Origin of the sequence: Enterococcus florum, from assembly GCF_004309355.1 — a bacterium.
GTDB lineage: Bacteria > Bacillota > Bacilli > Lactobacillales > Enterococcaceae > Enterococcus_A > Enterococcus_A florum.
In genome coordinates, this window is record NZ_BJCC01000016.1 from 1 (window position 1) to 26562 (window position 26562).

The following is a 26562-nucleotide window of genomic DNA, read 5'->3' on the forward strand; positions in this document are numbered from 1 at the left end:
AGGAGTGGATTTCTCCACTCCAAAAAAAGTCTAACTTTTTGGGGTCACTACAAAACTGAATAACTTTGTTGAGTACGTTTATTTCCAAGAAGAGCCGAGGCACACTCGCGCCATGACTAGCGGAAGCGAATAAAGAGTGATGTCAACCTACCTGTTTCAGTAGGTGCGAAGACGATTGGGAAGACAATGATACTTCTGTAAAGCTCGGCGTAAACTTGCGGAGAGGTGTAATACCTATGGACCTGACGAAACTATCGGTCGCTCAACGAAATAGAAAAATTTATTGATGCAGAGTAAAAATGATAAGCCTGATATAATGATGAGGAATATTGAAGTTTTTATTTTGCATAGGAAGGAGATAAATGATCACAGTTACCAAAAAAGATTTAGTGAAGTTAGGGTATGGAAATTCTTTTGCAGCAGATATTATCAAGAAAGCGAAGCAGTTAATGATTCAAAAAGGACACATCTATTACAAATCAAAAAAATTGGATCGCGTCCCTGTCGAAGCGGTGGAAGAAATTCTAGGGATCAACTTGGCTGAATCCCACAATGAAGATTAGTTTTTGCACTTGCGGAAGTGAGGAGTAAAAACAATGAGAAAAGATCCTATCAAAAAAGATAAAAAAGGACTTTATTATTTCAGAGCAAACCTTGGTTACGATAATCATGGGAAAAAGATCCAAAAGTATAAAAGTGGATTCAGAACGATCAAAGAAGCAAGAGAAGCCTATTCGAAATTATTACTTGAAACGCCAGAAACATTAAGTGAGACAAAGAAAAAAATGTTGTTCAAAGATTATGTTGAGGAAATATTTTTACCTTGGTACAAGACACAGGTAAAGATTAGGACTTATGAAAACCGTCTAAATTCTATCAAAAAGCATTTTTCATATTTTTACAAGTTACCAACAAATAAAATCGAACCGATTCATGTTCAAAATTGGCAATCCGAATTATTCAAGACCTTGAGCGCTTCTTATATACGAAACGTTCAAGGAATTTTCTCGATTGCAATGGATCGAGCCGTTGTTTTGGGATTAGCGGAAAAGAATCCATCGAAAATAGTTGGGAATGTGAAGAAACAGAAAACCAAGATCGATTTTTGGACGAAAGAAGAATTTGAAAAGGTCATCAGTTGTATCTACAAAGATGACTACTACCAACATTTCTTATATGTTTCCTTATGGTTTTTGTTCATGACTGGTATGCGAATAGGAGAAGCAACTGCGATACAGTGGGAGGATATTGATTTTGAAACGGGTGTTTTGAAGATCGATAAGACTTTGTATTATAAAAATTTGAATCACTATGAATTTGTTGAACCAAAGACAAAAGCTAGTACCAGATTTATCGTGTTGGATGATGATACATTGATGATTTTAAAAGAATGGAAAAAGGTACAAGAGGAAGTAGTGAAGACAGGTTTTGTGATGAGCTATAACGGTGCGCCAACACAAAAGCATACAATTAGCTATGCGATCACTAGATTCTCCAAGCTCGCAAATGTCCATCGAATCAAAATTCACGCGTTACGACACTCCCACGCCTCGCTGTTGATTCGGATGGGTGAAAATCCATTGATCATCAAAGAACGATTGGGGCACGAAGACATCGAAACGACACTTGGGACTTATGGACATCTTTATCCACATAGTAATTTTGAAGTGGCTTCAAAACTAAAAGGTGTCATCAGTGCAAAACATTCAATAACAAACTTAGACACATCCCCAACTAATCAACATACTGTTGGCTTTCTCCATAAGAATCAAAAAGTGCAATGAAAGTGCAACTCTCAACAAAAAAAGAGCTGAAACCCTTGATAAATAAGGGTTTCAAGCTCTACAACGATTATTCCCACTCAACCGTAGCTGGCGGCTTGCTCGTAATATCATACACAATCCGATTCACATGATCCACTTCATTGACGATCCGCACAGAAATCTTTTGCAAGACATCCCATGGGATACGCGCGAAGTCGGCAGTCATGCCATCGATTGAGGTTACTGCACGGATACCGATTGTATAATCGTAAGTACGGCCATCACCCATAACACCAACGGAACGGATGCCTGGTAAGACAGTGAAGTATTGCCAGATGTCGCGGTCTAAGCCGGCATTAGCGATTTCTTCTCTTAAGATTGCATCCGATTCTCGCACGATTTCTAGTTTTTCTTCGGTAATTTCACCAAGGACACGGATACCTAAGCCTGGTCCTGGGAAAGGCTGGCGCCATACGATAGAGTCTGGCATGCCAAGCTGCGCTCCTAATTCGCGGACTTCATCCTTGAACAGGGTATTTAATGGTTCGATCAGCTCAAATTGCATATCTTCTGGCAATCCACCTACGTTGTGGTGCGATTTGATAGTTTGAGCTGTTTCGGTACCTGATTCGATTACGTCAGTATAAAGGGTTCCTTGGGCTAAGAAGGAAATGCCTTCTTTACCAGCTAGTTTGGTTGCTTCGTCATCAAACAGGTAAACAAATTCGTTCCCGATGATTTTGCGTTTTTGTTCTGGGTCAGAGACACCAGCTAGTTTGTCTAAGAAACGGTCTTTAGCGTCAACACGGATAATGTTTAGGCCGAATTTTCCACCTAAAGCTTCCATTACCTGTTCGCCTTCGCCTTTACGCAACAAACCATGGTCAACAAAAATGGATGTTAATTGGTCGCCGATGGCTTTTTGCAGCAAGACACCTACGACTGATGAATCCACACCGCCGGATAAGCCTAGCAAAACTTTTTTATCGCCGACTTGTTCGCGGATTTTTGCGACTTGCATATCTATAAAGTTGTCCATGCTCCAGTCGCCTTTGCAATGACAAACCTCAAAAGCAAAATGGCGCAGCAAATCGTTTCCGTATTCTGAGTGACGCACTTCCGCATGGTATTGGATACCGTAGAAGTCGCGGGTGGTATCTTGAATAGAAGCGATTGGGCAGTCAGCAGAGGTTGCGACTGTTTCAAAGCCTTCTGGTACTTGAGTAACAAGGTCGCCGTGGCTCATCCAAACGGTTTGCTCTTTTGGTGTGCCCTCGAATAAAACAGCATCGTCAGCAGTAACCTCCAGCAAAGCTTTGCCGTATTCACGGTTTTGAGCTGGTTCAACTTTTCCGCCTAGGTTGTAAGTAATCAGCTGCATGCCGTAACAGATTCCCAAGATTGGAATACCTAGTTCAAAGATCGCAGGATCAATGGAGAAGGCACCTTCGTCATAGACACTGTTTGGTCCACCAGAAAGGATGATTCCCTTTGGCTTCATGGCTTTTACTTCTTCGGCAGTGATGCGGTGGCTCAATAGTTCTGAGAAAACACCGAATTCACGGATACGACGAGTGATCAATTGGTTGTACTGGCTACCGTAGTCCAGCACAATGATTTTTTCAACGTCAGTCATTTCGTTGGCAACGTTTGTCACAATTATTCCCTCTATTCTTATAGTTTTATTTCAAAAGTCGGGGCATGCCCGGCTTTTTATGCAGGTACGGGTGGTTCTAATACTTGCGCAAATAGACTTCATCAATGATATGATGCTTGGCCTTGTGCAAGATGATATCAGCTCTGCCGCGCGTTGGCAAGATGTACTCTTTCAGGTTGATCAGATTAACCTTTTCCCAGACATCTTCGGCCATGTCCAAGGCGGCTTTGCGGTCGCCGATAGCATACTGATAATAGTAGTTTTCCGGGTCCTGAAAGGCAGTATCCAGCAGGGCTTCAAAGCGCTCCAAATACCATTTTTCGATCAGACTTGGATGGGCATCGACAAACACGGAGAAATCAAAAAAGTCGCTGACATAGATTTGTTCGTTGGCTGGCAGCTGCAAGGTGTTGATCCCTTCCACGATCAGAATGTCGGGCTGCTGGATCGATTCAAATTCGCCCTCCACGATGTCGTAAACATTGTGGGAGTAGATCGGAATCTGAATGTTCTCTTCGCCGGATTTGATCTCGTTTAAAAAGGTGATCAGTTTCGCCATGTCATAGCTTTCAGGAAATCCTTTACGGTCCATGATCCCGCGTTCTTCCAAGACTTTATTTGGATACAAGAAACCATCAGTAGTAATCAATTGAACGTGCTGATGCTTGAATAATCGGCTCAGCAGGGTCTGCAGCAGACGGGCTGTCGTACTTTTCCCAACGGCCACACTGCCGGCGATTCCAATGATAAAAGGCGGTGTTTTGACGTATTTGTGCAAAAACAGGCCTTTGCTCAGGTTCAGCGACTCGGATTCTTTTTTATACAAGTGGATCAGGTGACACAAGGGAATGTAGACATCTTCTACGTCCTTCATGGAGATTCGGTCGTTCAAACTCCGGATACTATCCAATTCTTCCTCGGTCAACGGCATCTGGCCACTGGTATAAAAATCCTGCCATTGCTCTCGTGGAATCCGATAGTAGTTGATCTGCTCTTTCATAGCGACCTCCTTTGATAACTGCGCTTATTCTACCATAAAAATCACGATAAAATGTGTTCTGCTCCTAAGAAATCCGAATAATTTACGGGTACAAAAAGAGCATACGTCATTTTAGCCGAAAAAAGAGCCAAAAAGCTATCGGAATGACAGGAGTTTCACTGTTTTTTTAGGTACGGTCACAACAGGGCGTGAGAAAATTCAGGAATGAACCGATAGCTAAATTTCCTTTCTCAATCATTCAAAAAAGCGGTATGATAAAAGCAACGGTTTTAAAAGGGGCGGGCGAAAATGAAGAGACTGGAAGAAATGAGTTTGGAAGAACTGTGGGCATTGTTTCCGATTGTTTTGAAAGAGCACAGCTCGAACTACGTGAAGTGGTACGAAGAAGAAAAACAGCGTTTGACGGATTTGTTCGCTGATTTTGAGATACAGCGGATCAGTCATATCGGCAGTACTTCTGTGGAAGGATTGATTGCTAAGCCGATCGTGGATATTTTGCTGGAATTTCCGGAAGGATATGACGTGGAGGGTGCAGCAACGCTCCTTCAAAATGCCGGCTGGATCTCCATGATCAAGGATAAGGAACGACAGAGGCTGGATTTGAACAAAGGCTATACACCAGAAGGTTTTGCGGAGAAGGTCTATCATTTGCACGTACGAGCTCTAGGGGACTGGGACGAGCTTTACTTCAGAGACTATTTACGCGAGTATCCGGAAGTCGCCCGGCGATATGAAGAATTGAAGCTGTCGCTGAAAAAAACATACGAACATGATCGCGATGCGTACACAGATGCAAAATCAACATTCGTGCAGACATACAGTCAAAAAGCGCGGCAAGCATTTGGCCCACGCTATTTGCTTAAATAAAATGGGTGTTTCATGCTATGATAAAGAGGAGAATGAATAAGAGGAGTAGACAGGATGAAAAAAATCGTTTTATTTGGCGACAGTTTATTGACTGGTGTAATGAATGGTGAGACCAGTGACATTTTGGATCGATATATTTTGGATGAGCTGACAGGTATGGGTTTTCCTGGTTATCAATTGGTTAAACTAGGCAAACGCGGCGAGACTTCTTCTGAAGGGTTGGCCCGAGTGGATGAAGCCGTGGAGGCAGAAGGGGATTTTGTAGTTATTTCTTTTGGAACCAATGATTCGTTAAAATCAGATGATTCGCTCGACACATTTGGAGAAAACATCAAAAAGCTCGTTGGGGCTTTTGATGCATCGAAAGTTATTTTGTTGACGACTGGCTATATCAATACAGAGGTATATCCAGATGGCGACAACGAACGGCAGCAGCTCTTCGCACAGAAAGCCAAAATGGCAGCGGCAGAAATGGACGTCAATGTGATCGATCTGTATCACCACATGACTGTTTATCCAGCACCAAAGGAGTTTTTGCAAACTTTTGACGGCATCCATCCGTCTGACGAAGGCTACCATTTTTTAGGGGCCTTGATTGCACGAGATATCAAAGAAAAATTAATCGCAGAAGGGTAAGTTTATGACCAATCATTATTATTCAGAAAATCCTGATACTGCCCATGACTTAGAGCAGTGGTCCTTTGAGCTGGCTGGGAAAAATTTTCATTTTGTAACAGACAGTGGGGTATTTTCCCGTCAGACCGTGGATTACGGCTCAAGAGTGCTGATCGAGCATTTTGACGGGGAAAATCTGCCTGAGGGTGTAATCCTGGATGTGGGTTGCGGCTACGGACCGATTGGACTGGCGCTGGCTTATGCGACTGGCCGTTTCGTGGAAATGATCGACGTGAACAATCGGGCGATTGAATTGGCCAAAAGCAACGCCAAACACAACGACATCGAGCAGGTAGATATCCATTCATCGGATATTTATTCCGACCTGCATCAGACAGCTTATGCGGCAATCGTAACCAACCCGCCGATTCGTGCCGGCAAGCAGGTTGTGCATCAGATTTTGAGCGATGCGGCGCCTCTTTTGAAAACCGGTGGCAGCTTGACCGTGGTCATCCAGAAAAAACAAGGCGCACCTAGTGCCAAAAAGCGGATGGAAGAGGTCTTCGGCAATGCCGAAATCGTGGCAAAGGACAAAGGGTATTACATTTTGCGAAGTATCAAAGAGTAACTCTTTGGTACTTTTTTCGCGTGGTATCTGAAAGAGCTTGCAAAAGAAGGGCGATTGCCTGTATAATCACATTGACTCAATATATTTCACAAATGTGATTTTGCGCAGTGAGTGTTTCAAAGTATAATTTAAGGAGCAGAATGTATGTACAAGGATGAGGATAAGCTCTTGGTTCGCATCGCCGAAATGTACTACCAAGAGGATAAGAATCAAAGCCAGATTTCGAAAGAATTGAATATCCACCGCAGTACCATCAGCCGTTTGCTGAAGCGATCGCGGGAGGAAGGGATCGTGACCATCTCCATCAATTACGATAAAGCTGGAACCTACGACCTTGAGAAGCAGCTGAAGGAACGCTTTGGTTTGGAGAAGGCGATCATCGTTCAGGCGGCGCCTGAGATGAACCGCACGCAAAAGGATAAGCTGCTTGCCAGCGGAGTCGGCGACTATTTAGCTGAAATTTTGGAGGATGAGATGATCATCGGCTTTTCATGGGGTGAGACGATGGCGGCGATTCCTGAGGGCTTGGGCACCTATACGGTCAGCAATATCACCTGTATCCCAATGATCGGGGGCCCTTCCGGACGTCTGATCAGCGATTTTCATGTCAATACGATTACCTATGAAGCTTCGAAAAAGTTGAATGGCCGGGCTTTGCTGATCGATTCACCGGCATTTCCTGATACAGTCTCTTTAAAAAAGGCCTTGATGGAAAATGAGTTCAACCAAGAATTAATCGACTATTGGCGCAAGCTGGACATTGCGATCTTAGGTATCGGCAGTCCGACCTTGCAGGCCAGCGAAAGCTGGAAGCAGTTCTATGGCGAAGATGTCTTGGCTTATTTGGAGGGCAAAAAGGTGATCGGTGATGTGGTATCGCGCTTTTTCAACTTGGAAGGGCAGCACATCGACAACGAGCTGGATGACCGTTTGATCGGGATCGACATCAGTGATTTGAAACGCACCCCTTACCGGATCGGGATCGCAGCGATGGTAGATAAAGCCGAAGCAATCGCCAGCGCATTAAAAGGCGGTTATATCAACGTGCTGGTAACGACGGAAGAAACAGCGATTGAAGTCTTGAAAAGATAGGTGATCAGCCTGTCTTTTTTGTTCTTGCCTTTAGGATGAAAGGGGGAAATCAAATGCAGATCATTCGTCTTCTGCATACGACGTTGGTTTTATTAAATCGAAAGAAGGTTACCGCGAAGGAACTGGCCGAACGATTCGAGGTGACGACGCGAACGATTTATCGTGATGTGGATGTCTTGAGCTTGGCCGGGATTCCGGTTTATTCGGTCAAAGGCCGAGAAGGCGGCATTTTTTTGGATGAGTCCTTTTTTGTGGACAATACCTTGATGAAGGAAGAACAGGACGATCTGCTGCTGGCCCTACATTTGTTGCAGTCGGTCGGTCTGGCAGATACCGAAGCGCTGATCGAAAAACTGAGTACAGTATACGATTGGAGCAACTGGTTGGAGGTCGATCTGAGCGAGAATCACAGTCTGGACCATCAAACCTTTGATCAGATCAAGCAGGCGATCTTTTCAGAAAGGCTGATTAATTTCACGTATTATACTGAATACGGTCAAACTCGTCTGATCTCTGGGCTGCCGAAACGGATCCTTTATAAGCATCAAACCTGGTATGTGTCGATTTTTCAGCCAGCGATTGAAGAATGGACTGCCTTTCCCCTGCAACGCGTGCAGCGTGTCACATTGGGAGAAAAGAATACAACAAAGCTACCGGATGAGGAACTCCGCTTCCCGAAAATCGAGGTCAGGGTCCGCTTCAGCAAGCGGATCGCCTATAAGCGCTACGATGAGTTTGCAAATTTGCAGCTGTTTGATAACCCTGACAGCAGCTTTGAGGCTGTCTTGACCTTTGCGGTGTTCGAGGACATGTATCGCTTTTTGCTGCCACTGGGAAAAAATGTGCAAGTACTGGAGCCTGACTGGGTCAAAGACAAGCTGATTGCATACACCCGATCTTTTTTAGAAAATCAAGTTTAATATGACATGTTCTGGCAGTTTGATTCTGTATGATAAAGAAAAGGGAGGAGAACATCATGACAATTGAAGCAATCGTGAAACCAGAGCAATGGATCGTTTCCCAACACTTTACTGTTCGGGTAGAAGAAATTCCCAAGGTGATTGGACCGACATTTATGAAATTAGGCGGCTTGATCCAAGAAAAAGGCGGAACGATTTTAAGCACACCTTTTGTATCCTATAAAAACATGGGGGAAGAAGGAACTATGGACGAGACAGCCATTGAGATGGAGGTTGGGTTTCCTTTAGCTGAAAAGATCGAGGTTCCTGAAGAAGTGGACTGCTACCTGCTGCCATCCTATCAAGCCTTGTCTGCGCTGTATGTCGGACGCTATGAGGAGATGACCGGGATTTATATGGAGATGTTTGACCAGATCAAAAAATCAGATCGAAAATTTGTCGGTACTGCCTATGAATATTATTTGAGCGACGAAGAGATTCCTCCGGAAAAACAGGAAACGATTTTGGAAGTTTTATTTGAATAGCCCCAATGCCTTGCATCAGCACAAACGCTGGTGCTTTTTTTGTGCGCCGGCAAAAGTGCGCAGGTGGGATTTTCTATTTCCTCTTTTTGCACAAAAGTGATTTGATTATAAAAAAATTGCAAAAAGATGTTGACAACGTTTTCTTAAGCCGTTAGAATACAGTTGTAACAAACGTTAATCAAAAATCACAAATGTGTTGAAGGGGATTTTACAATGACTTGGCTAAATGTAGAAGGAAAAACGGCGATCGTGACCGGCGGTTCATCAGGGATCGGAGCAGCAATCGTGCAATCGCTTTGCAACTTGGGCGTGAATGTCGTCAATGCGGATTTGAGAGAAGGCAGCTACCAGCACGATCGATTGCTTTTCAGTGAAACCAATGTGACTGATCCTGAATCTGTTCAGCAAACGGTAGACAAAGCGGTTGAGACCTTTGGACAAATCGACGCACTGGTCAATAATGCGGGGATCAATATTCCAGCATTACTGGTAGATGAAGCACAAACTGAAAACGGCAAATTCGAAATCAATGAAAACATCTTTGCCAAAATGATCGACATCAATCAAAAAGGCGTATATCTGATGGGGCAGGCGGTCGGACGAGAGCTCGTGAAGCAGCAATCCGGTGTGATCATCAACATGTCGTCAGAATGCGGATTGGAAGGCTCCGAAGGACAAAGTGTTTATGCTGCGACCAAAGCGGCAGTCAACAGCTTCACTCGTTCATGGGCTAAAGAGTTAGGTAAAAAAGGCGTGCGAGTCGTAGGAATTGCGCCGGGAATCATGGAAGAAACTGGATTGCGGACGATTGAGTATGAAACAGCCTTGGCTTATACACGGGGAATCACTGTTGATCAGTTGAGAGCAGGCTATACCAACACGAAGACTATTCCATTAGGTAGAGACGGCAAATTATCTGAGGTGGCCGATCTAGTCGCTTATTTCATTTCAGAACGTTCAAGCTATATCGCAGGAATCACTGTAAATGTGGCTGGCGGAAAAACGAGAGGGTAGGTGAAGAAAGTGAACAAAGTAATTTTAGTGGCGCATGGTAAATTAGCCCATGAAATGAAAAAATCTGCGGAAATGATCTTCGGAGCGCTGCCAGATGTTCAATCGATCGAATTTCTGAAGGAAGAAGGGCTGGACTCGATCCAACAAAAAATTAGTCAGGCGATGACTGACGAGACAGCAAATTATTTAATCTTAGCAGATCTATTTTGCGGGACGCCCTACAATGCCAGCTGTGGGATTGCTATGAAGAATACGCAACAGAGCATCGAGGTCGTTTCAGGAATGTCGCTGCCTTTGGTATTAGAGGCTGCGAGTATGCTTCAAGGAAATTATTTGTCTAGTATTGTGAAACATCTTACAAGTGTTGCCGGCGATACAGTCAAATCATTTAGAGAACAAATTATTGAGGAAGAGGAGGATTTCTAAATGCAAATCAAATTAGCACGGATTGATGATCGATTGATCCATGGACAGGTAGCAACGGTGTGGGCCAAGGAGGCTGGAGCAGAACGAATTATCGTAGTCAGTGAAGAGGTAGCCAATGATGAGGTGCGTCGCACGCTGGTAAAACAAGCAGCACCTCCAGGCATTAAGGCCAACATTGTGGATGTCGAAAAGGCCGTTAAAGTGTACAACAATCCTAAATATGCAAATGAAACCGTCTTTTATTTGTTTACCAATCCAGGAGAAGTCTTGGCGATGGTGGAAAATGGCGTGCCAATCAAATCCATTAACATTGGCGGTATGCATTTTAAAGACGGTCGAACACAAGTAACCAAAGCTGTTTCTATCGATCAAAAGGATGCAGCGGCTTTTAGAAAGCTGGCTGAAATTGGGGTAGAGCTGGATCTGCGAGTAGTTGCAACGGATGCAAAAGGTGATTTTGAAGCGAAATTAAAAGAGGCTGGATTTTAAAGAGAGGGGCTAAGTACCGATGGAATTATCAATGATTCAAATTGTTCTTATTTTTCTTTTCTCCTGTGTTTGTGGGATGGGCAGTGTACTGGATGAGTTTCAAACCCATCGTCCACTAATTGCTTGTACGGTAGTTGGATTGATCTTAGGCGACTTAACAACGGGAATTATTTTAGGCGGAACGCTGGAGCTGATTGCTTTAGGCTGGATGAATATTGGGGCAGCACAATCGCCGGACTCCGCTTTAGCCAGTGTAATTTCGACCATTCTAGTCGTTGTTGGTCAGCAGGATATTCAAGCAGGGATTGCGATTGCTTTGCCAGTGGCAGCAGCGGGCCAAGTGTTGACGGTCTTTGCCCGAACGATTACGGTAGCGTTTCAGCATGCGGCAGATCGCGAAGCAGAGAAAGCCAACTTTAACAAGATTATCTTCATCCACTTTAGCGCTCTGTTCGTTCAAGCCTTGCGGGTAGCAATTCCAGCGACGATTGTCGCAGCCTTCGTGAGTGCTGAAATGGTGACGAATATGCTGAACATGATTCCTGATGTGGTTACGGGTGGTTTAGCAGTCGCCGGCGGCTTTATCGTAGTCGTTGGGTATGCGATGGTCTTGAACATGATGAGTGTAAAATATTTAATGCCATTTTTCTTCTTAGGTTTTGTTTTAGGCGGGTATTTGGACTTTAGTTTGCTGTCCTTTGGGATTGTCGGCTTGATTATTGCCTTGATCTACGTGCAATTAAATCCGAATTTCAAAAAGCAGGACGCTTCTGGCGGAATAGTCGCAGCAACAGCAGGCGGCGACTTAGCTGACGATGAATTAGAAGATTAGGAGGAGTTAACAATATGGAAACTACGGCAACAGAAACCAAAGCACCCGTGCAGTCAAAAATTACTAAGCAGGACTTGATGCGCACGTTTCTTTTTTCAAATTTTCAGCAAGCATCTTTTAACTATGAACGCATTCACGCCTTAGCTTTTTGTGTAGATATGATCCCGACCATTAAGCGGGTGTATCATACGAAAGAAGAGCAAGCGGAAGCGTTGAAACGCAATATGACCTTTTTCAATGTAACACCCGCAGTTTGCGGGCCGGTGATTGGTGTAACCATGGCGATGGAAGAAGCCAAAGCATCCGGAGCAGACATCGACGAAGGAACCATTAACAGCTTGAAGATCGGATTAATGGGACCACTCTGTGGGGTAGGTGATCCACTGGTATGGGGAACCTTGCGTCCGATAACTGCAGCAATGGGCGCATCGTTGGCTCTGAGTGGTAACATCTTTGGGCCACTATTGTTCTTCTTTGCCTTTAATGCAGTGCGGATTGCCATGAAATGGTTTGGTTTAACTTACGGCTTTAGAAAAGGGATGGATATCGTTTCCGACCTGTCCGGCAATCTTCTGCAAAAATTAACCGAGGGGGCTACTATTCTAGGCTTGTTCATCATGGGTGTACTGGTTACTAAGTGGACCACCATCAATATTCCGTTAGTTGTTTCTAAAACAGCGGGTGCGGATGGGCAAGAAGTGATTACGACTGTACAAAATGTATTGGATGATTTAGTACCCGGTCTTTTAGCATTAGGTTTAACACTATTAATGATGCGCTTATTAAAGAAAAAAGTGAGTCCGATTGTTTTGATCTTTGTTTTGTTTGCAGTGGGAATTATCGGTTATGGATTAGGAATTTTAGCGTAAATATTGGAGGATAATAATGAAAACGAAAGCAGTTCGCTTATACGGCAAAAAGGATTTGCGATTGGAAGAATTTGACTTACCAGAAATCAAGGACAATGAGATTTTAGCCTCAGTCATTACTGACAGTATCTGTATGTCCACCTGGAAGCTGGCCAACCAGGGAGGCGACCATAAAAAAGCCCCAGATAATGTAGCGGAAAATCCGATCATTGTCGGCCATGAATTTTGTGGAGAACTGCTGGAAGTGGGCGGAAAATGGGCCCACAAATACAAAAAAGGGGAGCGCTACGTGGTGCAGGCGAACTTGCAATTGTCAGATCGTCCAGACTGCCCGGGCTACTCTTATGCTTACACTGGCGGGGATGCTACCTATATCGTTATCTCTGAAGATGTCATGAATCAAGATTGTTTAATCCCTTATAAAGGAGAAACGTATTTTGAAGGCTCATTGATCGAACCTTTGTCTTGTGTGATCGGTGCTTTTGAAGCCAACTATCATTTGAAAGAGGGCAGCTACGAACACCAAATGGGCGTAAAACCAGGCGGCAATATGCTGATCATGGGCGGCACAGGTCCGATGGGGCTTTTAGCGATTGATTATGCCCTGCATGGTCCGATTCGCCCGAAAAACTTGGTAATCACCGATCGTGATCCAGACAAACTGGCTCGAGCTGAAAAATTGTATCCAAGTCAAGACGGCATCACCGTTCAATATGTCAATGTAGGTGCTGTAGAGGATCAGGTATCTGTCTTGAAAGAGGCGGTGCAAGGTGGATTTGACGACATTTTCGTGATGGTTCCTGCTGAGAAAGTCGTGACGGATGCAGCAGATATGCTGAACCCTGACGGCTGCCTGAATTTCTTTGCCGGACCGCAAAACAAAGAGTTTTCGGCAAAGGTCAATTTCTATGATGTGCATTATTCCTTCACTCATTTCGTCGGAACCTCCGGCGGCAACACCGAAGATATGCGCAAAGCAGTCAAATTGATTGAGGAGAAAAAGGTTAAAGTAGCCAATGTGGTAACTCACATTTTAGGCCTGGATGCGGTAGCAGAAACCACCTTGAACCAGCCGACAATCGGCGGCGGCAAAAAGCTGGTGTATACCCATAAAAAATACGATTTGACCAAACTTTCAGATTTAGACCCTGCTTCTAAGCTAGGACAGATCTTGGCAAAAACTGACGGCATCTGGAGCAAAGAAGCAGAGGAGTATGTATTAAAGGAATTTACAGAGATTTAAATAAAAAACCGCAGTCCGCTGCGGTTTTTTTGTTGAGCATTAAAATCCCATAGAGCCCTCTTTGTGACGTACGGTGTCCATTGAAAAATCCTGTTCCCTCATAGCAACATTCAGTACACAGCCTTCACTGGCCTTTTGAGAGAGCAGTTTTTCCTCGCCGACGGCAGGCAATCCCATCAACATGTGGATCGGTTCTACCTATCATCAGCAGACAATTACGTCGGCTAAGGGCGATGGACACGTCCATTTCAACGATGGTTTGGACCGGATCGTCCGTTTCAGGAGTACATTCACTATAGTTGATAGTCGGTCGATGCTCGGCGGAAAGCACATGAACGCTGTTGGTTGGTAAGAAGCAAATTTTTCTGGTTTCTTACCATTGATCTTAATGATCATAGCATCGCCTCAAGTTCCCTCTTCCACGAACGATTGGTGTCTGCGGCTCCTTTTTATATAATAGCGTTCCTCATTTATCAGAGCAGTGTAAAAAAATCGCGAAACTGCATGTCAGGTTTATGAATTATTTTCGTTAAAAAGAAGGCTGTTTTTTTCTTTCTCATAAAAGAATGAATTGCAAACTGCCTTATCAAAACTTGGTTAGGAAGGACAACTTGCCGGAAAAGAAAGTCTGAAAGATCTACGACTATTGAAAAGGGTTTCAAATAAATGGATGTTATATTATGAACTTTTATTCGTTGTTCCGCTACATCATAATGACACTTAGAAAACATTCATTTAGTCACGCCCAATAAAAGAGCAATCGACTGTCCTCGAAGCATCAAGCATTCAATAAACAACTAGTCATTTTCCGAACCCAAATGGATAACTATTCTTACGCTCAAATGCAGCGATGCAAGAAGGACAAGTCGAAGACGGATTAGAAGATTCACTGTTTTTTTATGTATCGAGTCGTCGAAAAAGCTTTCTTAATAATACCTTCTTTGCTACACTAAAAAAAACAAGGCAAAAGGAAGGATCCAGATGAAGATCACTATCAAGGAGATTGCTGAACTGGCAGGCGTTTCCGTCACAACGGTCTCTCAAATCTTAAACAATAAAGGCAGTCGGTTTAGCGAACAGACACGCAAACGCGTCATGGCGATCGTGGATGAATACCAGTATAAACCGGATTTTTTTGCGGCTAATTTGATCAACCGCCATTCAAAAACCATCGGGATGATTGTGCCGGATGTCACCGACTTTTTCTTCTCGAAAATCATTGAAGGGGTCGAAAGCTATCTGAATCCCTTGGGCTATATGATCATCTTATGCAATTCCCGGCATGACAAGGAGCAGGAGGAGCGTTATTTAAATGAATTGTCGCATCGCTCGGTGGATGGAATCCTGATGGCAACACCCAATCAGCTGCCGCCTGAGCAGTCGCTGAACAGTGATTTTTATCGCCATCGTCCGATCGTTTTGATTGATCGCGGATTGAATGAACGAGACTGGGGTCAGCTGCTGGTTGAGGAATACGCGGGTGCTCAGGAAGTGATTCGCATGCTGGTGGCTCATGGCCATCGTCATATCGGTATGCTGAAGGAAGACGAGGGCTATTATCAGCTGTCTGAACGTTACAATGCGTATCGTCAGGTAGTAGCCGAAAATGATCTGCCCTTTGATGACAGCTATGTGACGCATGGCGGCTTGACCATTGCCGGCGGCTATAAAGCAGCTAAAGAATTATTAAGAAATTCTAAAATCACTGCGATTTTTTGCGGCAACGATGAGATGGCGATCGGCTGTTATCAAGCGATTTATGAGAGTGGCCGGAGAATTCCAGACGACATTTCGGTGGTGGGATTCGATGGATTGGAAGTCAGCAAGTACATGGTGCCGCCTTTGACTACGGTCTTTCAGCCAAGCTTTGAAATCGGGTTTTCTGCGGCTAAATTTTTGGTGGATGCCATCAATTTTCCCTCTCAGAGAATCCCAAACAAAATCTTCCAGACTAAATTAATTATTCGTGAGAGTGTTGCTTCAAGGGGTGAGGCTTGACTTTTTAAGCCTCACCCGATATAGTAACGATGTTAGCGTTTGCTAAAAACGTTTTCTATTTTGAGTAAACTGTTTTACTAAAGTGGTTTACCTTTGATTATTTTGATGTATAATGAGTGTTGAGTTTGGAGGCAAAACGGATGAGAATGGTAGATTTAATCGAAAAAAAGCGTGATGGAAAAATTCTGACGAAGGAAGAAATCGACTTTATTATTGCAGGGTATACCAACGAAGAAATTCCCGATTATCAAATGAGTGCGTTGCTAATGGCGATCTTTTATCAGGACATGACGGATGAAGAGATCACTAATTTAACACTGGCCATGGCCCATTCTGGCGACATCATCGATCTTTCCTCGATCGAGGGCATCAAAGTCGATAAGCATTCGACAGGCGGTGTCGGGGATACAACGACCTTGGTATTGGCTCCGCTGGTAGCAAGCGTAGGTGTTCCTGTAGCCAAAATGTCCGGACGCGGCTTAGGATTTACAGGCGGCACCTTGGACAAATTTGAATCGATCCCAGGCTTTCGAATTGAATTATCTGACCAGGAATTTATCGACATCGTAAACAAAAGTCAAGTCGCCGTTATCGGGCAATCGGGCAATCTCGCTCCGGCAGACAAGAAGCTGTATGCCTTGAGAGATGTGACTGGAACAGTTGATTCGATTCCGTTGATCGCAAGCTCGATCATGAGTAAAAAAATTGCCGCAGGCGCGGATGCCATCGTACTAGATGTCACTACAGGCGAAGGGGCCTTCATGAAAAATCTGGACGATGCGAAACGATTGGCGCATACCATGGTCCGGATCGGCAAACTCGCAGGTCGACAGACAATGGCCGTCATTTCAGATATGTCCGAACCGTTAGGTGAAGCTGTCGGCAACGGCTTAGAGATCGTTGAAGCCATTGAAGCGCTGCAAGGCAAAGGACCAGAAGATTTGATGGAAATGTGCTATGTCCTAGGCAGCCAAATGGTCGTTCTGGCTGGCAAAGCAGAAAGCTTGGACGATGCACGCGTCATGCTCAAAGAAGCGCTGGAATCTGGAAAAGCGCTAGAAAAATTCCGTGAAATGGTCCAGGATCAAGGCGGCGATGCTTCGGTCATCGATCAGCCTGAGAAGCTGATAACGGCCACCTATCAATTTGATTTGCCGGCGAAAGAGTCTGGCTATGTGACGGAGATCGTAGCGAACGAAATCGGGATTGCAGCAATGCTTTTAGGCGCTGGAAGGCGGACCAAGGAAGATGATATTGACCATGCAGTCGGCATTAAATTAAAGAAAAAAGTCGGCGACGCAGTCAAGGAAGGCGAAGCGTTGTTAACGATCTATTCAAACACGGAGGATACTTCGGCTGTAGAGCAGCTGCTGTATGAAAATATTTCCATAGGGGATAATAGTTTAGAACCGACACTGATACATGGTATTATTACAGAGTAAGGTATTTGTGTGGAATGTAACAAAACTTCAAATGATTCGCTATTCACAAATTAATTTTTCATAGTTTGATAATAAAAAGTAAAAGAGAAATGGGAGGAAAGTACATGGAATTGAATCGCATGATCGATCATACGATCTTAAAAGCAGATGCGACAAAAGACGATGTCATGAAAATCATCAATGAAGCAAAGGAATATCATTTTTATTCCGTTTGCATCAATCCGACATGGGTCAGCCTAGCTGCACAAGAACTAAAAGGTGAGCCAGTAGCTGTTTGTACAGTCATTGGGTTTCCTTTAGGAGCCAACACGTCTGAAGTGAAAGCTTACGAAGCAGCACATGCGATCGAAAACGGCGCAGAAGAAGTCGATATGGTCATCAACATCGGTGAGCTGAAAGCTGGAAACAACGAAAAGGTTCAACAAGACATAGAAGCAGTTGTTGCTGCTGCCAAAGATCAAGCGTTGGTAAAAGTGATCATTGAAACAGCATTATTAACAAGGGAAGAAAAAATCAAGGCTTGTGAATTGGCAAAAGCAGCTGGTGCTGATTTTGTTAAAACGTCGACCGGATTTTCGACCGGCGGTGCTACAGTAGATGATGTTAAATTAATGCGTGAAACAGTCGGACCAGAAATGGGTGTTAAAGCCTCAGGCGGCATCCATAATACGAAAGAAGCTATGGCGATGATCGAAGCCGGAGCAACACGGTTAGGTGCCAGCTCGGGTGTGGCCATTATGAATGGACTCTCCGGAAGCGGGTATTAATAGTAGGAGGCATTTGCAGATGTCAGCAAAGAAAGAATGGATCGCTGCAGCGACTGAAGCCTTGGACAAGGCGTATGTGCCTTATTCTCATTTTCCAGTTGGGGCTTGTCTGGTCACGAATGATGGAAAAACTTATCAAGGAATAAATATTGAAAACGCATCTTACGGATTAAGCAATTGTGCGGAACGAACAGCCTTTTTCAAAGCTGTTTCTGAAGGAGAAAGAAACTTCAGCCACCTCGTGATTGCCGGACGCACACCAGAACCGATTTCTCCATGCGGCGCTTGCCGCCAAGTCATGGCAGAGTTCTGTGATCCAGCGATGCCAGTAACCTTAGTTGGTGAGAACGGTCGAACTAAAGAAACGACCGTTGAAGGATTACTGCCATATATGTTCACTGACAAAGATTTATAAACCATGTTCATTCAGTCGTTTGACTGTTGAAAAAAAATACCATATTTAGGGGGCTTTACAGAAATGAAAAAAGCAAAATTATTTGGTCTAGGCGCGACAGCTTTTGCGGCAATGGTAGTGCTAGGTGCATGTGGCGGCGGTAACGGCGGCGGCTCAACTGACTCTTCAGGTGGAGGATCTGCTTCAGGCGGAGATGCCGATCACAGTGTAGCAATCGTAACGGATATTGGTGGTGTTGATGACCGTTCATTCAACCAGTCAGCTTGGGAAGGCTTGCAGGCGTGGGGGAAAGACCATAACATCGAACGCGGAACTGGCGGATATGACTATGTTCAATCTGACAATGCATCACAATATACAACCAACATTGATTCAGCAGTTTCAAACGGCTTCCAAACTATTTTCGGTGTCGGCTATCTATTAGCAGAACCAATCGAAGCAGCAGCGGATACAAATCCTGACACAAACTTCGTTATTATTGATTCTGTAATCGAAGGAAAAGACAACGTGGCTTCAGCAACCTTCAAAGACAACGAAGCAGCTTACCTTGCAGGTGTGGCAGCAGCTCATACAACAAAGACAGACAAAGTTGGCTTTATCGGTGGTGAAGAAGGGGTCGTAATTGACCGTTTTGAAGCTGGATTTGTGAAAGGGGTAGAAGATACTGCCAAAGAAATGGACAAAGATATTTCAATCGATGTTCAATACGCAGCATCATTCGGTGACCCTGCTCGTGGTAAAGCATTAGCAGCAAATATGTACGACAATGATATCGATGTAATTTACCATGCTTCAGGCGGTACAGGTAACGGCGTCTTCTCAGAAGCAAAAGCTCGTAATGAAGAAAAAGCAGAAGCAGACAAAGTTTGGGTTATCGGTGTAGATAGCGATCAGCAAGCTGAAGGTGAATACACTGACAAAGACGGCAAAGAAAGCAACTTCTGTTTGGCTTCTACACTTAAAGGTGTGGGCGCAGCCGTTCAAGACATCTCTACTCGTGCGTTGGAAGATAAATTCCCTGGCGGCGAACACTTGTCATTCGGTTTGAAAGACGGCGGTGTATCTCTAACTGATGGATTCTTGTCCGATGAAGCGAAAGCTGCAGTTAACGAAGCAAAAGACAAAGTATCAGATGGTGACATCGAAGTTCCAGAAAAACCTTAATTGGTAAAACTGAATATTATGGCGATCTAAAGCTCGCCATAATATTCTTTTCTTAGACAAGCAGCACAGCAAGTGTGCTGTTTGCCTAAGGGAAGAATTCCTTTAATTAATGTGTGTTTGTCAGGTCTTAAAAAGTGATAGGATGTGAAAAGAGTGACAGAAGAACAATATGTCATTGAGATGCGCAATATCACCAAGCAATTTGGCACATTTAAAGCCAATGACAATATCAATCTTCAGATCCGCAAAGGCGAGATCCATGCGCTTTTAGGTGAAAATGGTGCCGGAAAGTCGACACTAATGAATGTATTGTCGGGGCTTTTACAGCCAACTTCAGGTGAGATTTTGATGGATGGGCAAAAAGTAGAGATCTCAGATCCTACCAAAGCCAATCATTTAGGGATCGGGATGGTCCATCAGCATTTCATGTTAGTTGATGCGTTTACCGTTACAGAGAACATTATTTTAGGCAGCGAGCCGACCAGCGGCGTGACGCTGGACAAGAAACAGGCACGAGCAGAGATCGAACGTTTGTCGAAGGAATATGGCTTGCAGGTGGATCCGGATGCCTATGTGCGCGACATTTCAGTTGGGATGCAGCAGCGGGTAGAAATCTTGAAGACGTTGTACCGTGGGGCCAATGTACTGATTTTTGATGAACCGACAGCCGTATTGACACCGCAGGAAATCGATGAATTGATTGAGATCATGAATGGCTTGGTTAGTGAAGGCAAATCGATCATTTTGATCACTCACAAATTGGATGAGATCAAAAAGGTGGCCGATCGTTGTTCCGTTATTCGCCGAGGCAGGTATATCGGTACAGTTGATGTGAAGGAAGTTAGTTCGCAGCAGCTGGCAGATATGATGGTAGGACGTTCAGTCTCTTTTAAAACAGACAAAAAAGCAGCGGTACCAGGTGAAACGGTGTTATCGATTAAGGATCTAGTTGTGAAAGAAAGTCGCGGCCTTGAAGCGGTTAAAAAGCTTAGTTTAGACGTTCGTCGAGGTGAAGTGGTCGGGATTGCCGGGATTGACGGCAATGGACAATCGGAACTGATTCAAGCACTGACTGGTCTGCGAAAAATAGAAAGCGGCACTGTGACACTGAACGGCAAAGACATTACTGGGAAAAAACCACGTCAGATCACTGAATCTGGAGTTGGTCACGTTCCAGAAGACCGTCACAAATATGGGCTTATTTTGGAATTAGCGTTATCTGAGAATATTGCATTGCAATCATACTATCATCCGCCATTCAGCCGTTCAGGCATCTTGAATCACGGGGAGATCGATACTTATGCCAATCGCTTAATTGAGGAGTACGATGTACGGACGACCAGCGAAAAAGCACCCGCCGGTTCATTATCCGGAGGGAATCAGCAAAAAGCGATCATCGCCAGAGAAATGGATCGCGATCCGGATCTATTGATCGTGTCGCAGCCGACACGTGGACTGGACGTTGGAGCGATCGAGTATATCCACAAACGACTGGTTGAGCAGCGAGACAAGAACAAAGGCGTTTTATTAGTTAGCTTTGAACTGGATGAAATTTTAAATGTCTCTGATCGTATCGCCGTTATCCATGCGGGTGAGATCACTGGGATTGTGGATCCAAAAGAAACTTCTGAAAATGAGCTGGGGCTATTGATGGCCGGCTACACGTTAGAAGAGTCACGAGCAGAATTACAAAAGGCGGGTGAGACAAATGAATGATCGCGCAGAAAGAATCAGAAACATCCTGGTTCCGTTGATCTCAGTTGTCCTAGGATTTGCTCTAGGTGCAATCCTGATGCTGATCTTCGGATTCAACCCAGCCGAGGGATACAATGCCATGTTCAGTTCGGCATTCCGCAGCACTATGTCAATGGGAGAAATTTTAGTTGGTGCAGCCCCCTTGATCTTTACAGCCTTAGGATTTTCCGTCGCGAATTCGGCAGGATTTTTCAATATCGGGCTTTCAGGCCAAGCATTATGCGGCTGGGTAGCAAGTATTTGGGTGGCATTGAGCATGCCGGATTCGCCTAAAATCGTTGTGGTGACCTTAGCAATTATTGCAGGTGCATTAGCTGGGGCAGCTGCTGCAGCGATCCCCGGAGTTCTACGAGCTTACTTTGGAACAAGTGAAGTTATCGTAACGATCATGATGAACTATGTTTTGTTGTATGTCGGAAACCATATTGTCAACAATGTGATGTCAGAAGAAATCATCTCTAATAAAGGGGTCACAAAACTGGTGGGGATGAACGGCACTCTTCGGACCCCATGGCTGACACAGCTCTTCGGCGGATCACGGATCAACTTGGGGATTTTCTTAGCAGTGATCTTCTTAGTTGTTGTGTGGTTCTTGATGAAACGGACGACGCTAGGTTTTGAGATTCGTTCCGTAGGGCTGAATCCTTTTGCTTCTGAATATGCAGGGATGAGCAGCAAGCGGACGATCATTATTTCGATGATCATTTCCGGTTTATTAGCCGGATTAGGCGGAGTGGTCCAAGGAATTGGTACCTTTAACAACTTCTTCGTTCAAGGAACCTCGTTGAGTATTGGATTTGACGGAATGGCGGTTTCCCTGCTTGGAAACGGCAGCTCGATCGGTATTTTGTTATCAGCATTGCTCTTCAGTGTCCTGAAATTAGGCGGACAAGGCATGCAATTTGCTGGAATTCCAAGTGAATTGGCCAACAGTGTGATTCCGTTGATCATCTTCTTCGTAGCAATCAATTATGCAGTACGGTTAGTTTTGGCAAAAATTTCAGGCAATAAAAAACAAGTCGCGGTTGTAGAGGAAACAAGTAAAACCAATGAAGAAAGTCAAGAAGGAGGCGAATTGTGATGAATATGCAATTACTTAGTTCATTAATCACACAGACACTTGTGTATTCCGCGCCTTTGATCTTGACGGCTCTCGGCGGTGTGTTTTCTGAACGAGGCGGTATTGTAAATGTAGGTCTTGAAGGAATCATGGTATTGGGTGCGTTTAGTTCAGTCGTTTTCAACTTAAGCTTTGCAGATCAATTTGGTGCATGGACTCCGTGGCTGGGTGTTCTGGTCGGTGGATTAGTCGGTGTCGCGTATTCCTTGATCCACGCGGTAGCTACCGTCCATCTGCGAGCGGATCACATCATCAGCGGGACAGTGATGAATCTGTTGGCGCCTTCGTTGACGATCTTTTTGATCAAGGTCATCTACGGAAAAGGACAGACCGATACGATCCAACGTCAATTCGGCTACTTTAACTTTCCTGGTTTGAGCGAGATTCCTATCATTGGCGATTTATTTTTCAGCAGTACAAGCTTACCCGCTTACTTTGCGATCTTAGTGGCCGTGATTTCTTGGTTCGTTATCTTCAAGACAAGATTTGGCCTGCGTCTGCGTTCAGTCGGTGAGAATCCACTGGCAGCAGATACATTGGGGATTAATGTTTATGCGTTGCGGTATTCAGGTGTGTTGATCTCTGGATTTCTTGGCGGCATGGGCGGAGCGGTCTTTGCACAATCGATCGCTGGACGCTTTGCAGCCACCACGATTGCTGGACAAGGATTTATCTCCATGGCCGCAATGATCTTCGGAAAATGGAATCCGCTAGGTGCGATGGGTGCGGCGATCTTCTTCGGATTTGCCCAAAACTTGAGTATTGCTGGTTCAAATCTGCCAGTCATCTCATCGATCCCGGATGTGTACCTGCAAGCAGCACCATATGTGTTAACGATCTTAGTTTTAGTTGTATTCTTAGGAAAATCTGCAGCACCAAAAGCAGATGGTGTCAACTATATCAAATCAAAATAAAAGCTTTTTGTATCAAAGGGTGGGGCTATGGGACAATGTTTCTTAGCCGCGCCCATTTTTTGTCAGATCAGCTTTCCACAGGAGTGGTCAGCCGATAAGGATGGCAGCTGATAACAAGCGAATCGCTCGCAGGATCGGGTGTCAAAGAGGTATCCTAAGAGTAGTTCGCTTGCATAAATGTATCCGCTCTATCGTGCTCATTAAAGTATCGGGATACAAAAAAAGCGTATTATGGATTTCAACATAAATAAGTAAATCAATCAGAAAGAAGGAATAGAAATGTTCAAACGTGTACATTTAGTCGTAATGGATTCAGTCGGTATTGGTGAAGCCCCTGATGCGGATCAGTTCAATGATCTAGGGTCTGATACGTTAGGTCATATTGCAAAAGAGGCTGGGCTGCATATTCCCCATTTGGAACAACTTGGATTGGGAACGATTCGTCCGCTCGAAGGTGTAAAGGATGTAACGGACCATCAAGGGTATGCGACGAAGCTGGAAGAAATCTCAGTAGGAAAAGATACGATGACTGGGCATTGGGAAATCGCCGGATTGAATATTCAAACACCGTTCCGGGTATTCCCAGAGGGCTTTCCTGAAGAATTGCTGCAAAAGATTTCTGATTTTTCAGGACGCGGCATCATTCGTGGAGCCAATAAACCCTACAGTGGTACAGAAGTGATCGCTGATTTTGGAGAGGAACAAATGAAGACGGGCGATTTGATCATTTACACGTCTGCGGATCCCGTGCTGCAAATCGCAGCTCACGAAGAAGTCATCCCACTGGAAGAACTGTACCGTATTTGTGAATACACACGTGAAATCACAAAGGATGATCCTTACATGATCGGGCGAATCATTGCGCGTCCTTATCTAGGCGAACCAGGTGATTTTACCCGCACGAGCAATCGCCACGACTATGCGCTGAATCCATTTGGCAAAACGGTTTTGGATGCATTGAAGGAAAATGGCAAAGACGTGATCGCTGTTGGTAAAATTAATGACATTTTCAACGGACAAGGCATCACTGAATCGGTTCGGACGAAGAGCAACATGGATGGCGTCGATAAATTATTAGAAGTGATGAAAAAGGATTTCATCGGCTTAAGCTTTACCAATTTGGTTGATTTCGATGCATTGTATGGACACCGTCGGGATGTTGTCGGCTATGCGCATGCGATCGAGGATTTTGATCTGCGCATCCCTGAAATTTTAGATGCAATGGATGAAGAGGACTTGTTAATGATCACAGCGGATCACGGCAACGATCCAACCTTTACCGGAACCGATCATACCCGTGAATATGTGCCATTGTTGGTGTATAGTAAAAAGATGAAGGACCAGGGCAAATTGCCGCAGGGCTATTACTCGGACATTGCAGCGACTATTGCCGAAAACTTTGAGGTTCCTGCAACTGAAAATGGCGAAAGCTTCTTAAAGCTGTTGAAATAAAAGCGAAATCAAGGAGGACACAATGATCGAATTACAAGAAAAAATCCAGCAAACCGCAGAATTTATCCAAGGAAAAGGGGTCACTGATGTTGAGTTTGGCCTGATATTAGGATCAGGATTAGGTGAACTGGCTGAAGAAATTCAAGAGCCTGTTGTGATTTCTTACAATGACATCCCGCATTTTCCGGTTTCAACCGTCGTAGGCCACGCGGGGCAGCTGGTTTACGGTAGCTTGAGTGGACGTAAAGTGTTAGCGATGCAAGGACGTTTCCATTATTATGAAGGAAATCCGATGGAAACAGTGACCTACCCTGTGCGAGTGATGGCGGCGTTAGGCATTCATTCTGTCGTGGTGACGAATGCAGCAGGTGGTGTCAATCTAGACTTCACACCGGGCAATTTGATGCTGATTCAGGACCATATCAATTTCATGGGAACCAACCCGCTGATCGGACCAAATGATGAAAACATGGGACCGCGCTTCCCAGATATGAGTGCGGCTTATGATGGTGCTTATCAAGAAAAGGCTCGTGAAGTGGCCAAAAAGCTTGAACTAGACCTTAAAGAGGGTGTGTACATGGGCTTCACCGGACCGACATATGAAACACCAGCAGAAATTCGGATGGCTCGTACCTTAGGTGCTGATGCGGTGGGGATGTCGACAGTTCCTGAAGTCATTGTCGCTGTACACAATGGAATGAACGTATTGGGAATCTCTTGTATCACCAACTTAGCTGCTGGGATGCAGGCGAATCTGAATCATGAAGAGGTTGTCGAAACGACTGAACGAGTCAAAGAAGACTTTAAGACATTGATCAAAGAAACGTTGGCTGTGCTTTAATTCAATTAAAACCAATCATCAGGAGGAGAAAAAATGAGTGTTCATATCGAAGCAAAAGCAGGAGAAGTAGCAGATAAGATTTTGTTGCCAGGCGACCCATTGCGAGCAAAATTTATCGCAGAGAATTTTTTGGAAGATGCCGTTTGCTATAATAATGTTCGCGGGATGCTAGGGTACACTGGTACCTACAAAGGTGAACGAGTCTCTGTTCAAGGTACTGGGATGGGGATGCCGTCTGCAGGTATTTATGCGCAAGAGCTGATTCAATCCTACGGGGTGAAAAAACTGGTTCGTGTAGGTACCTGTGGAGCATTGTCTAAAGATGTGCATGTCCGAGATCTTGTGATCGCTCAATCTGCAGTGACTAGTTCTTCTATGGTAGCGAAACATTTTCCAGGGTTTCATTTCCCGCCGATCGCTGACTTCGAGTTGCTGCAAAAGGCCTATACTGTGGCGAAGGAAAAAGAGTTCACGACCCACGTGGGAAACGTGCTTTCAGAAGATACGTTTTATAAAGATGACCTTGATCCAACCTTTCGACTTGCTGAATATGGTGTATTAGGAGTCGAAATGGAAGCGGCGATTTTGTACTATTTAGGTGCAAAATTCAATGTTCAAGCCTTGGCGATCATGACTGTCAGCGACCATATGATCACTGGCGAGGAAACGACTGCCGAAGAACGTCAAAATACGTTCAAGGATATGATGTATGTCGGCTTGGAGACTGTCATCGCTTAATTCCTGATGATACTGCG

General features: G+C 44.5%; 28 protein-coding genes. 25 read left to right on the forward strand and 3 right to left on the reverse strand.

What is annotated here, in order from left to right; genetic code table 11:
- Window positions 1–362 precede the first annotated feature (362 nt).
- On the forward strand, window positions 363–563 hold the full coding sequence (locus NRIC_RS10630) for a DUF3173 family protein (RefSeq protein WP_146622692.1): 201 nt from the start codon (window positions 363–365) through the stop codon (window positions 561–563).
- Between the two features lie 33 nt (window positions 564–596).
- Window positions 597–1784: a site-specific integrase gene (locus tag NRIC_RS10635; RefSeq protein WP_146622693.1), complete on the forward strand. Its 1188-nt coding sequence runs from the start codon at window positions 597–599 to the stop codon at window positions 1782–1784.
- Window positions 1785–1851: 67 nt separating this feature from the next.
- Here the strand turns inward: NRIC_RS10635 and guaA are convergent, their stop codons facing one another.
- Together guaA and coaA are read right to left on the reverse strand one after the other, a co-directional pair.
- Window positions 1852–3420: a glutamine-hydrolyzing GMP synthase gene (gene guaA, locus NRIC_RS10640; protein WP_146622694.1), complete on the reverse strand. Its 1569-nt coding sequence runs from the start codon at window positions 3418–3420 to the stop codon at window positions 1852–1854.
- 76 nt (window positions 3421–3496) lie between these two features.
- Window positions 3497–4420 carry a type I pantothenate kinase gene (gene coaA / locus NRIC_RS10645; RefSeq protein WP_146622695.1) on the reverse strand — a complete coding sequence of 308 codons (924 nt, stop codon included), beginning with the start codon at window positions 4418–4420 and terminating at the stop codon, window positions 3497–3499.
- A gap of 288 nt (window positions 4421–4708) precedes the next feature.
- Between coaA and NRIC_RS10650 the strand changes: the two genes are divergently transcribed.
- The 12 genes from NRIC_RS10650 to NRIC_RS10705 all read left to right on the forward strand — a co-directional run bounded on the left by NRIC_RS10650 (window position 4709) and on the right by NRIC_RS10705 (window position 13939).
- The gene (locus NRIC_RS10650) at window positions 4709–5287 is read left to right on the forward strand and encodes a GrpB family protein (protein ID WP_146622696.1); all 579 of its coding nucleotides are present in this window, start codon (window positions 4709–4711) and stop codon (window positions 5285–5287) included.
- 54 nt (window positions 5288–5341) lie between these two features.
- Window positions 5342–5923 carry an SGNH/GDSL hydrolase family protein gene (locus NRIC_RS10655; RefSeq protein ID WP_146622697.1) on the forward strand — a complete coding sequence of 194 codons (582 nt, stop codon included), beginning with the start codon at window positions 5342–5344 and terminating at the stop codon, window positions 5921–5923.
- A gap of 4 nt (window positions 5924–5927) precedes the next feature.
- Window positions 5928–6530 (forward strand): class I SAM-dependent methyltransferase, encoded by a 603-nt coding sequence (locus NRIC_RS10660; RefSeq protein WP_146622698.1) that lies wholly within the window; start codon window positions 5928–5930, stop codon window positions 6528–6530.
- Window positions 6531–6674: 144 nt separating this feature from the next.
- Window positions 6675–7622, forward strand: a complete 948-nt coding sequence (locus tag NRIC_RS10665; protein WP_146622699.1) for a sugar-binding transcriptional regulator — start codon at window positions 6675–6677, stop codon at window positions 7620–7622.
- 53 nt (window positions 7623–7675) lie between these two features.
- Window positions 7676–8542, forward strand: coding sequence for a helix-turn-helix transcriptional regulator (locus NRIC_RS10670; protein WP_146622700.1), 867 nt, complete (start codon window positions 7676–7678; stop codon window positions 8540–8542).
- 56 nt (window positions 8543–8598) lie between these two features.
- The gene (locus NRIC_RS10675) at window positions 8599–9066 is read left to right on the forward strand and encodes a GyrI-like domain-containing protein (RefSeq protein WP_146622701.1); all 468 of its coding nucleotides are present in this window, start codon (window positions 8599–8601) and stop codon (window positions 9064–9066) included.
- A 213-nt stretch (window positions 9067–9279) separates the two neighbouring features.
- Window positions 9280–10080, forward strand: a complete 801-nt coding sequence (locus tag NRIC_RS10680; RefSeq protein WP_146622702.1) for an SDR family oxidoreductase — start codon at window positions 9280–9282, stop codon at window positions 10078–10080.
- Between the two features lie 9 nt (window positions 10081–10089).
- Complete coding sequence (locus NRIC_RS10685) at window positions 10090–10506, forward strand: PTS sugar transporter subunit IIA (RefSeq protein ID WP_146622703.1); 417 nt, start codon at window positions 10090–10092, stop codon at window positions 10504–10506.
- On the forward strand, window positions 10507–10995 hold the full coding sequence (locus tag NRIC_RS10690; RefSeq protein ID WP_146622704.1) for a mannose/fructose/sorbose PTS transporter subunit IIB: 489 nt from the start codon (window positions 10507–10509) through the stop codon (window positions 10993–10995).
- A gap of 19 nt (window positions 10996–11014) precedes the next feature.
- Complete coding sequence (locus NRIC_RS10695; RefSeq protein ID WP_146622705.1) at window positions 11015–11827, forward strand: PTS mannose/fructose/sorbose transporter subunit IIC; 813 nt, start codon at window positions 11015–11017, stop codon at window positions 11825–11827.
- 14 nt (window positions 11828–11841) lie between these two features.
- Window positions 11842–12696: a mannose/fructose/sorbose PTS transporter subunit IID gene (locus tag NRIC_RS10700; RefSeq protein WP_146622706.1), complete on the forward strand. Its 855-nt coding sequence runs from the start codon at window positions 11842–11844 to the stop codon at window positions 12694–12696.
- Window positions 12697–12712: 16 nt separating this feature from the next.
- A complete protein-coding gene (locus NRIC_RS10705; RefSeq protein WP_146622707.1) occupies window positions 12713–13939 on the forward strand; it encodes a zinc-binding dehydrogenase in 1227 nt (408 codons plus the stop codon).
- A 39-nt stretch (window positions 13940–13978) separates the two neighbouring features.
- On the opposite strand, the gene NRIC_RS19295 is transcribed toward NRIC_RS10705, so the two are convergent.
- Complete coding sequence (locus NRIC_RS19295; RefSeq protein WP_175580063.1) at window positions 13979–14122, reverse strand: hypothetical protein; 144 nt, start codon at window positions 14120–14122, stop codon at window positions 13979–13981.
- Between the two features lie 798 nt (window positions 14123–14920).
- Here NRIC_RS19295 and NRIC_RS10710 point away from each other — a divergent pair.
- The 11 genes from NRIC_RS10710 to deoD all read left to right on the forward strand — a co-directional run bounded on the left by NRIC_RS10710 (window position 14921) and on the right by deoD (window position 26545).
- Complete coding sequence (locus NRIC_RS10710; protein ID WP_146622708.1) at window positions 14921–15937, forward strand: LacI family DNA-binding transcriptional regulator; 1017 nt, start codon at window positions 14921–14923, stop codon at window positions 15935–15937.
- A 140-nt stretch (window positions 15938–16077) separates the two neighbouring features.
- Window positions 16078–17379 (forward strand): pyrimidine-nucleoside phosphorylase, encoded by a 1302-nt coding sequence (locus tag NRIC_RS10715; RefSeq protein WP_146622709.1) that lies wholly within the window; start codon window positions 16078–16080, stop codon window positions 17377–17379.
- 104 nt (window positions 17380–17483) lie between these two features.
- The gene (gene deoC / locus NRIC_RS10720) at window positions 17484–18146 is read left to right on the forward strand and encodes a deoxyribose-phosphate aldolase (protein WP_146622710.1); all 663 of its coding nucleotides are present in this window, start codon (window positions 17484–17486) and stop codon (window positions 18144–18146) included.
- A gap of 19 nt (window positions 18147–18165) precedes the next feature.
- Entirely contained in the window at window positions 18166–18561 is a 396-nt protein-coding gene (locus NRIC_RS10725; RefSeq protein WP_146622711.1) for a cytidine deaminase, read from the forward strand.
- Window positions 18562–18624: 63 nt separating this feature from the next.
- Complete coding sequence (locus NRIC_RS10730; protein WP_146622712.1) at window positions 18625–19725, forward strand: BMP family lipoprotein; 1101 nt, start codon at window positions 18625–18627, stop codon at window positions 19723–19725.
- Between the two features lie 180 nt (window positions 19726–19905).
- Window positions 19906–21441 carry an ABC transporter ATP-binding protein gene (locus NRIC_RS10735; protein WP_373862076.1) on the forward strand — a complete coding sequence of 512 codons (1536 nt, stop codon included), beginning with the start codon at window positions 19906–19908 and terminating at the stop codon, window positions 21439–21441.
- The gene (locus NRIC_RS10740; protein ID WP_146622714.1) at window positions 21434–22561 is read left to right on the forward strand and encodes an ABC transporter permease; all 1128 of its coding nucleotides are present in this window, start codon (window positions 21434–21436) and stop codon (window positions 22559–22561) included. The genes NRIC_RS10735 and NRIC_RS10740 overlap by 8 nt, the downstream gene beginning before the upstream one ends.
- On the forward strand, window positions 22561–23514 hold the full coding sequence (locus NRIC_RS10745) for an ABC transporter permease (RefSeq protein WP_146622715.1): 954 nt from the start codon (window positions 22561–22563) through the stop codon (window positions 23512–23514). Before NRIC_RS10740 ends, NRIC_RS10745 begins: the two co-directional genes overlap by 1 nt.
- Before the next feature lie 279 nt (window positions 23515–23793).
- Entirely contained in the window at window positions 23794–24966 is a 1173-nt protein-coding gene (deoB, locus tag NRIC_RS10750; protein WP_146622716.1) for a phosphopentomutase, read from the forward strand.
- A gap of 22 nt (window positions 24967–24988) precedes the next feature.
- Window positions 24989–25807: a purine-nucleoside phosphorylase gene (locus NRIC_RS10755; protein ID WP_146622717.1), complete on the forward strand. Its 819-nt coding sequence runs from the start codon at window positions 24989–24991 to the stop codon at window positions 25805–25807.
- Between the two features lie 33 nt (window positions 25808–25840).
- Window positions 25841–26545, forward strand: a complete 705-nt coding sequence (deoD, locus tag NRIC_RS10760; protein ID WP_146622718.1) for a purine-nucleoside phosphorylase — start codon at window positions 25841–25843, stop codon at window positions 26543–26545.
- Window positions 26546–26562: the final 17 nt, after the last annotated feature.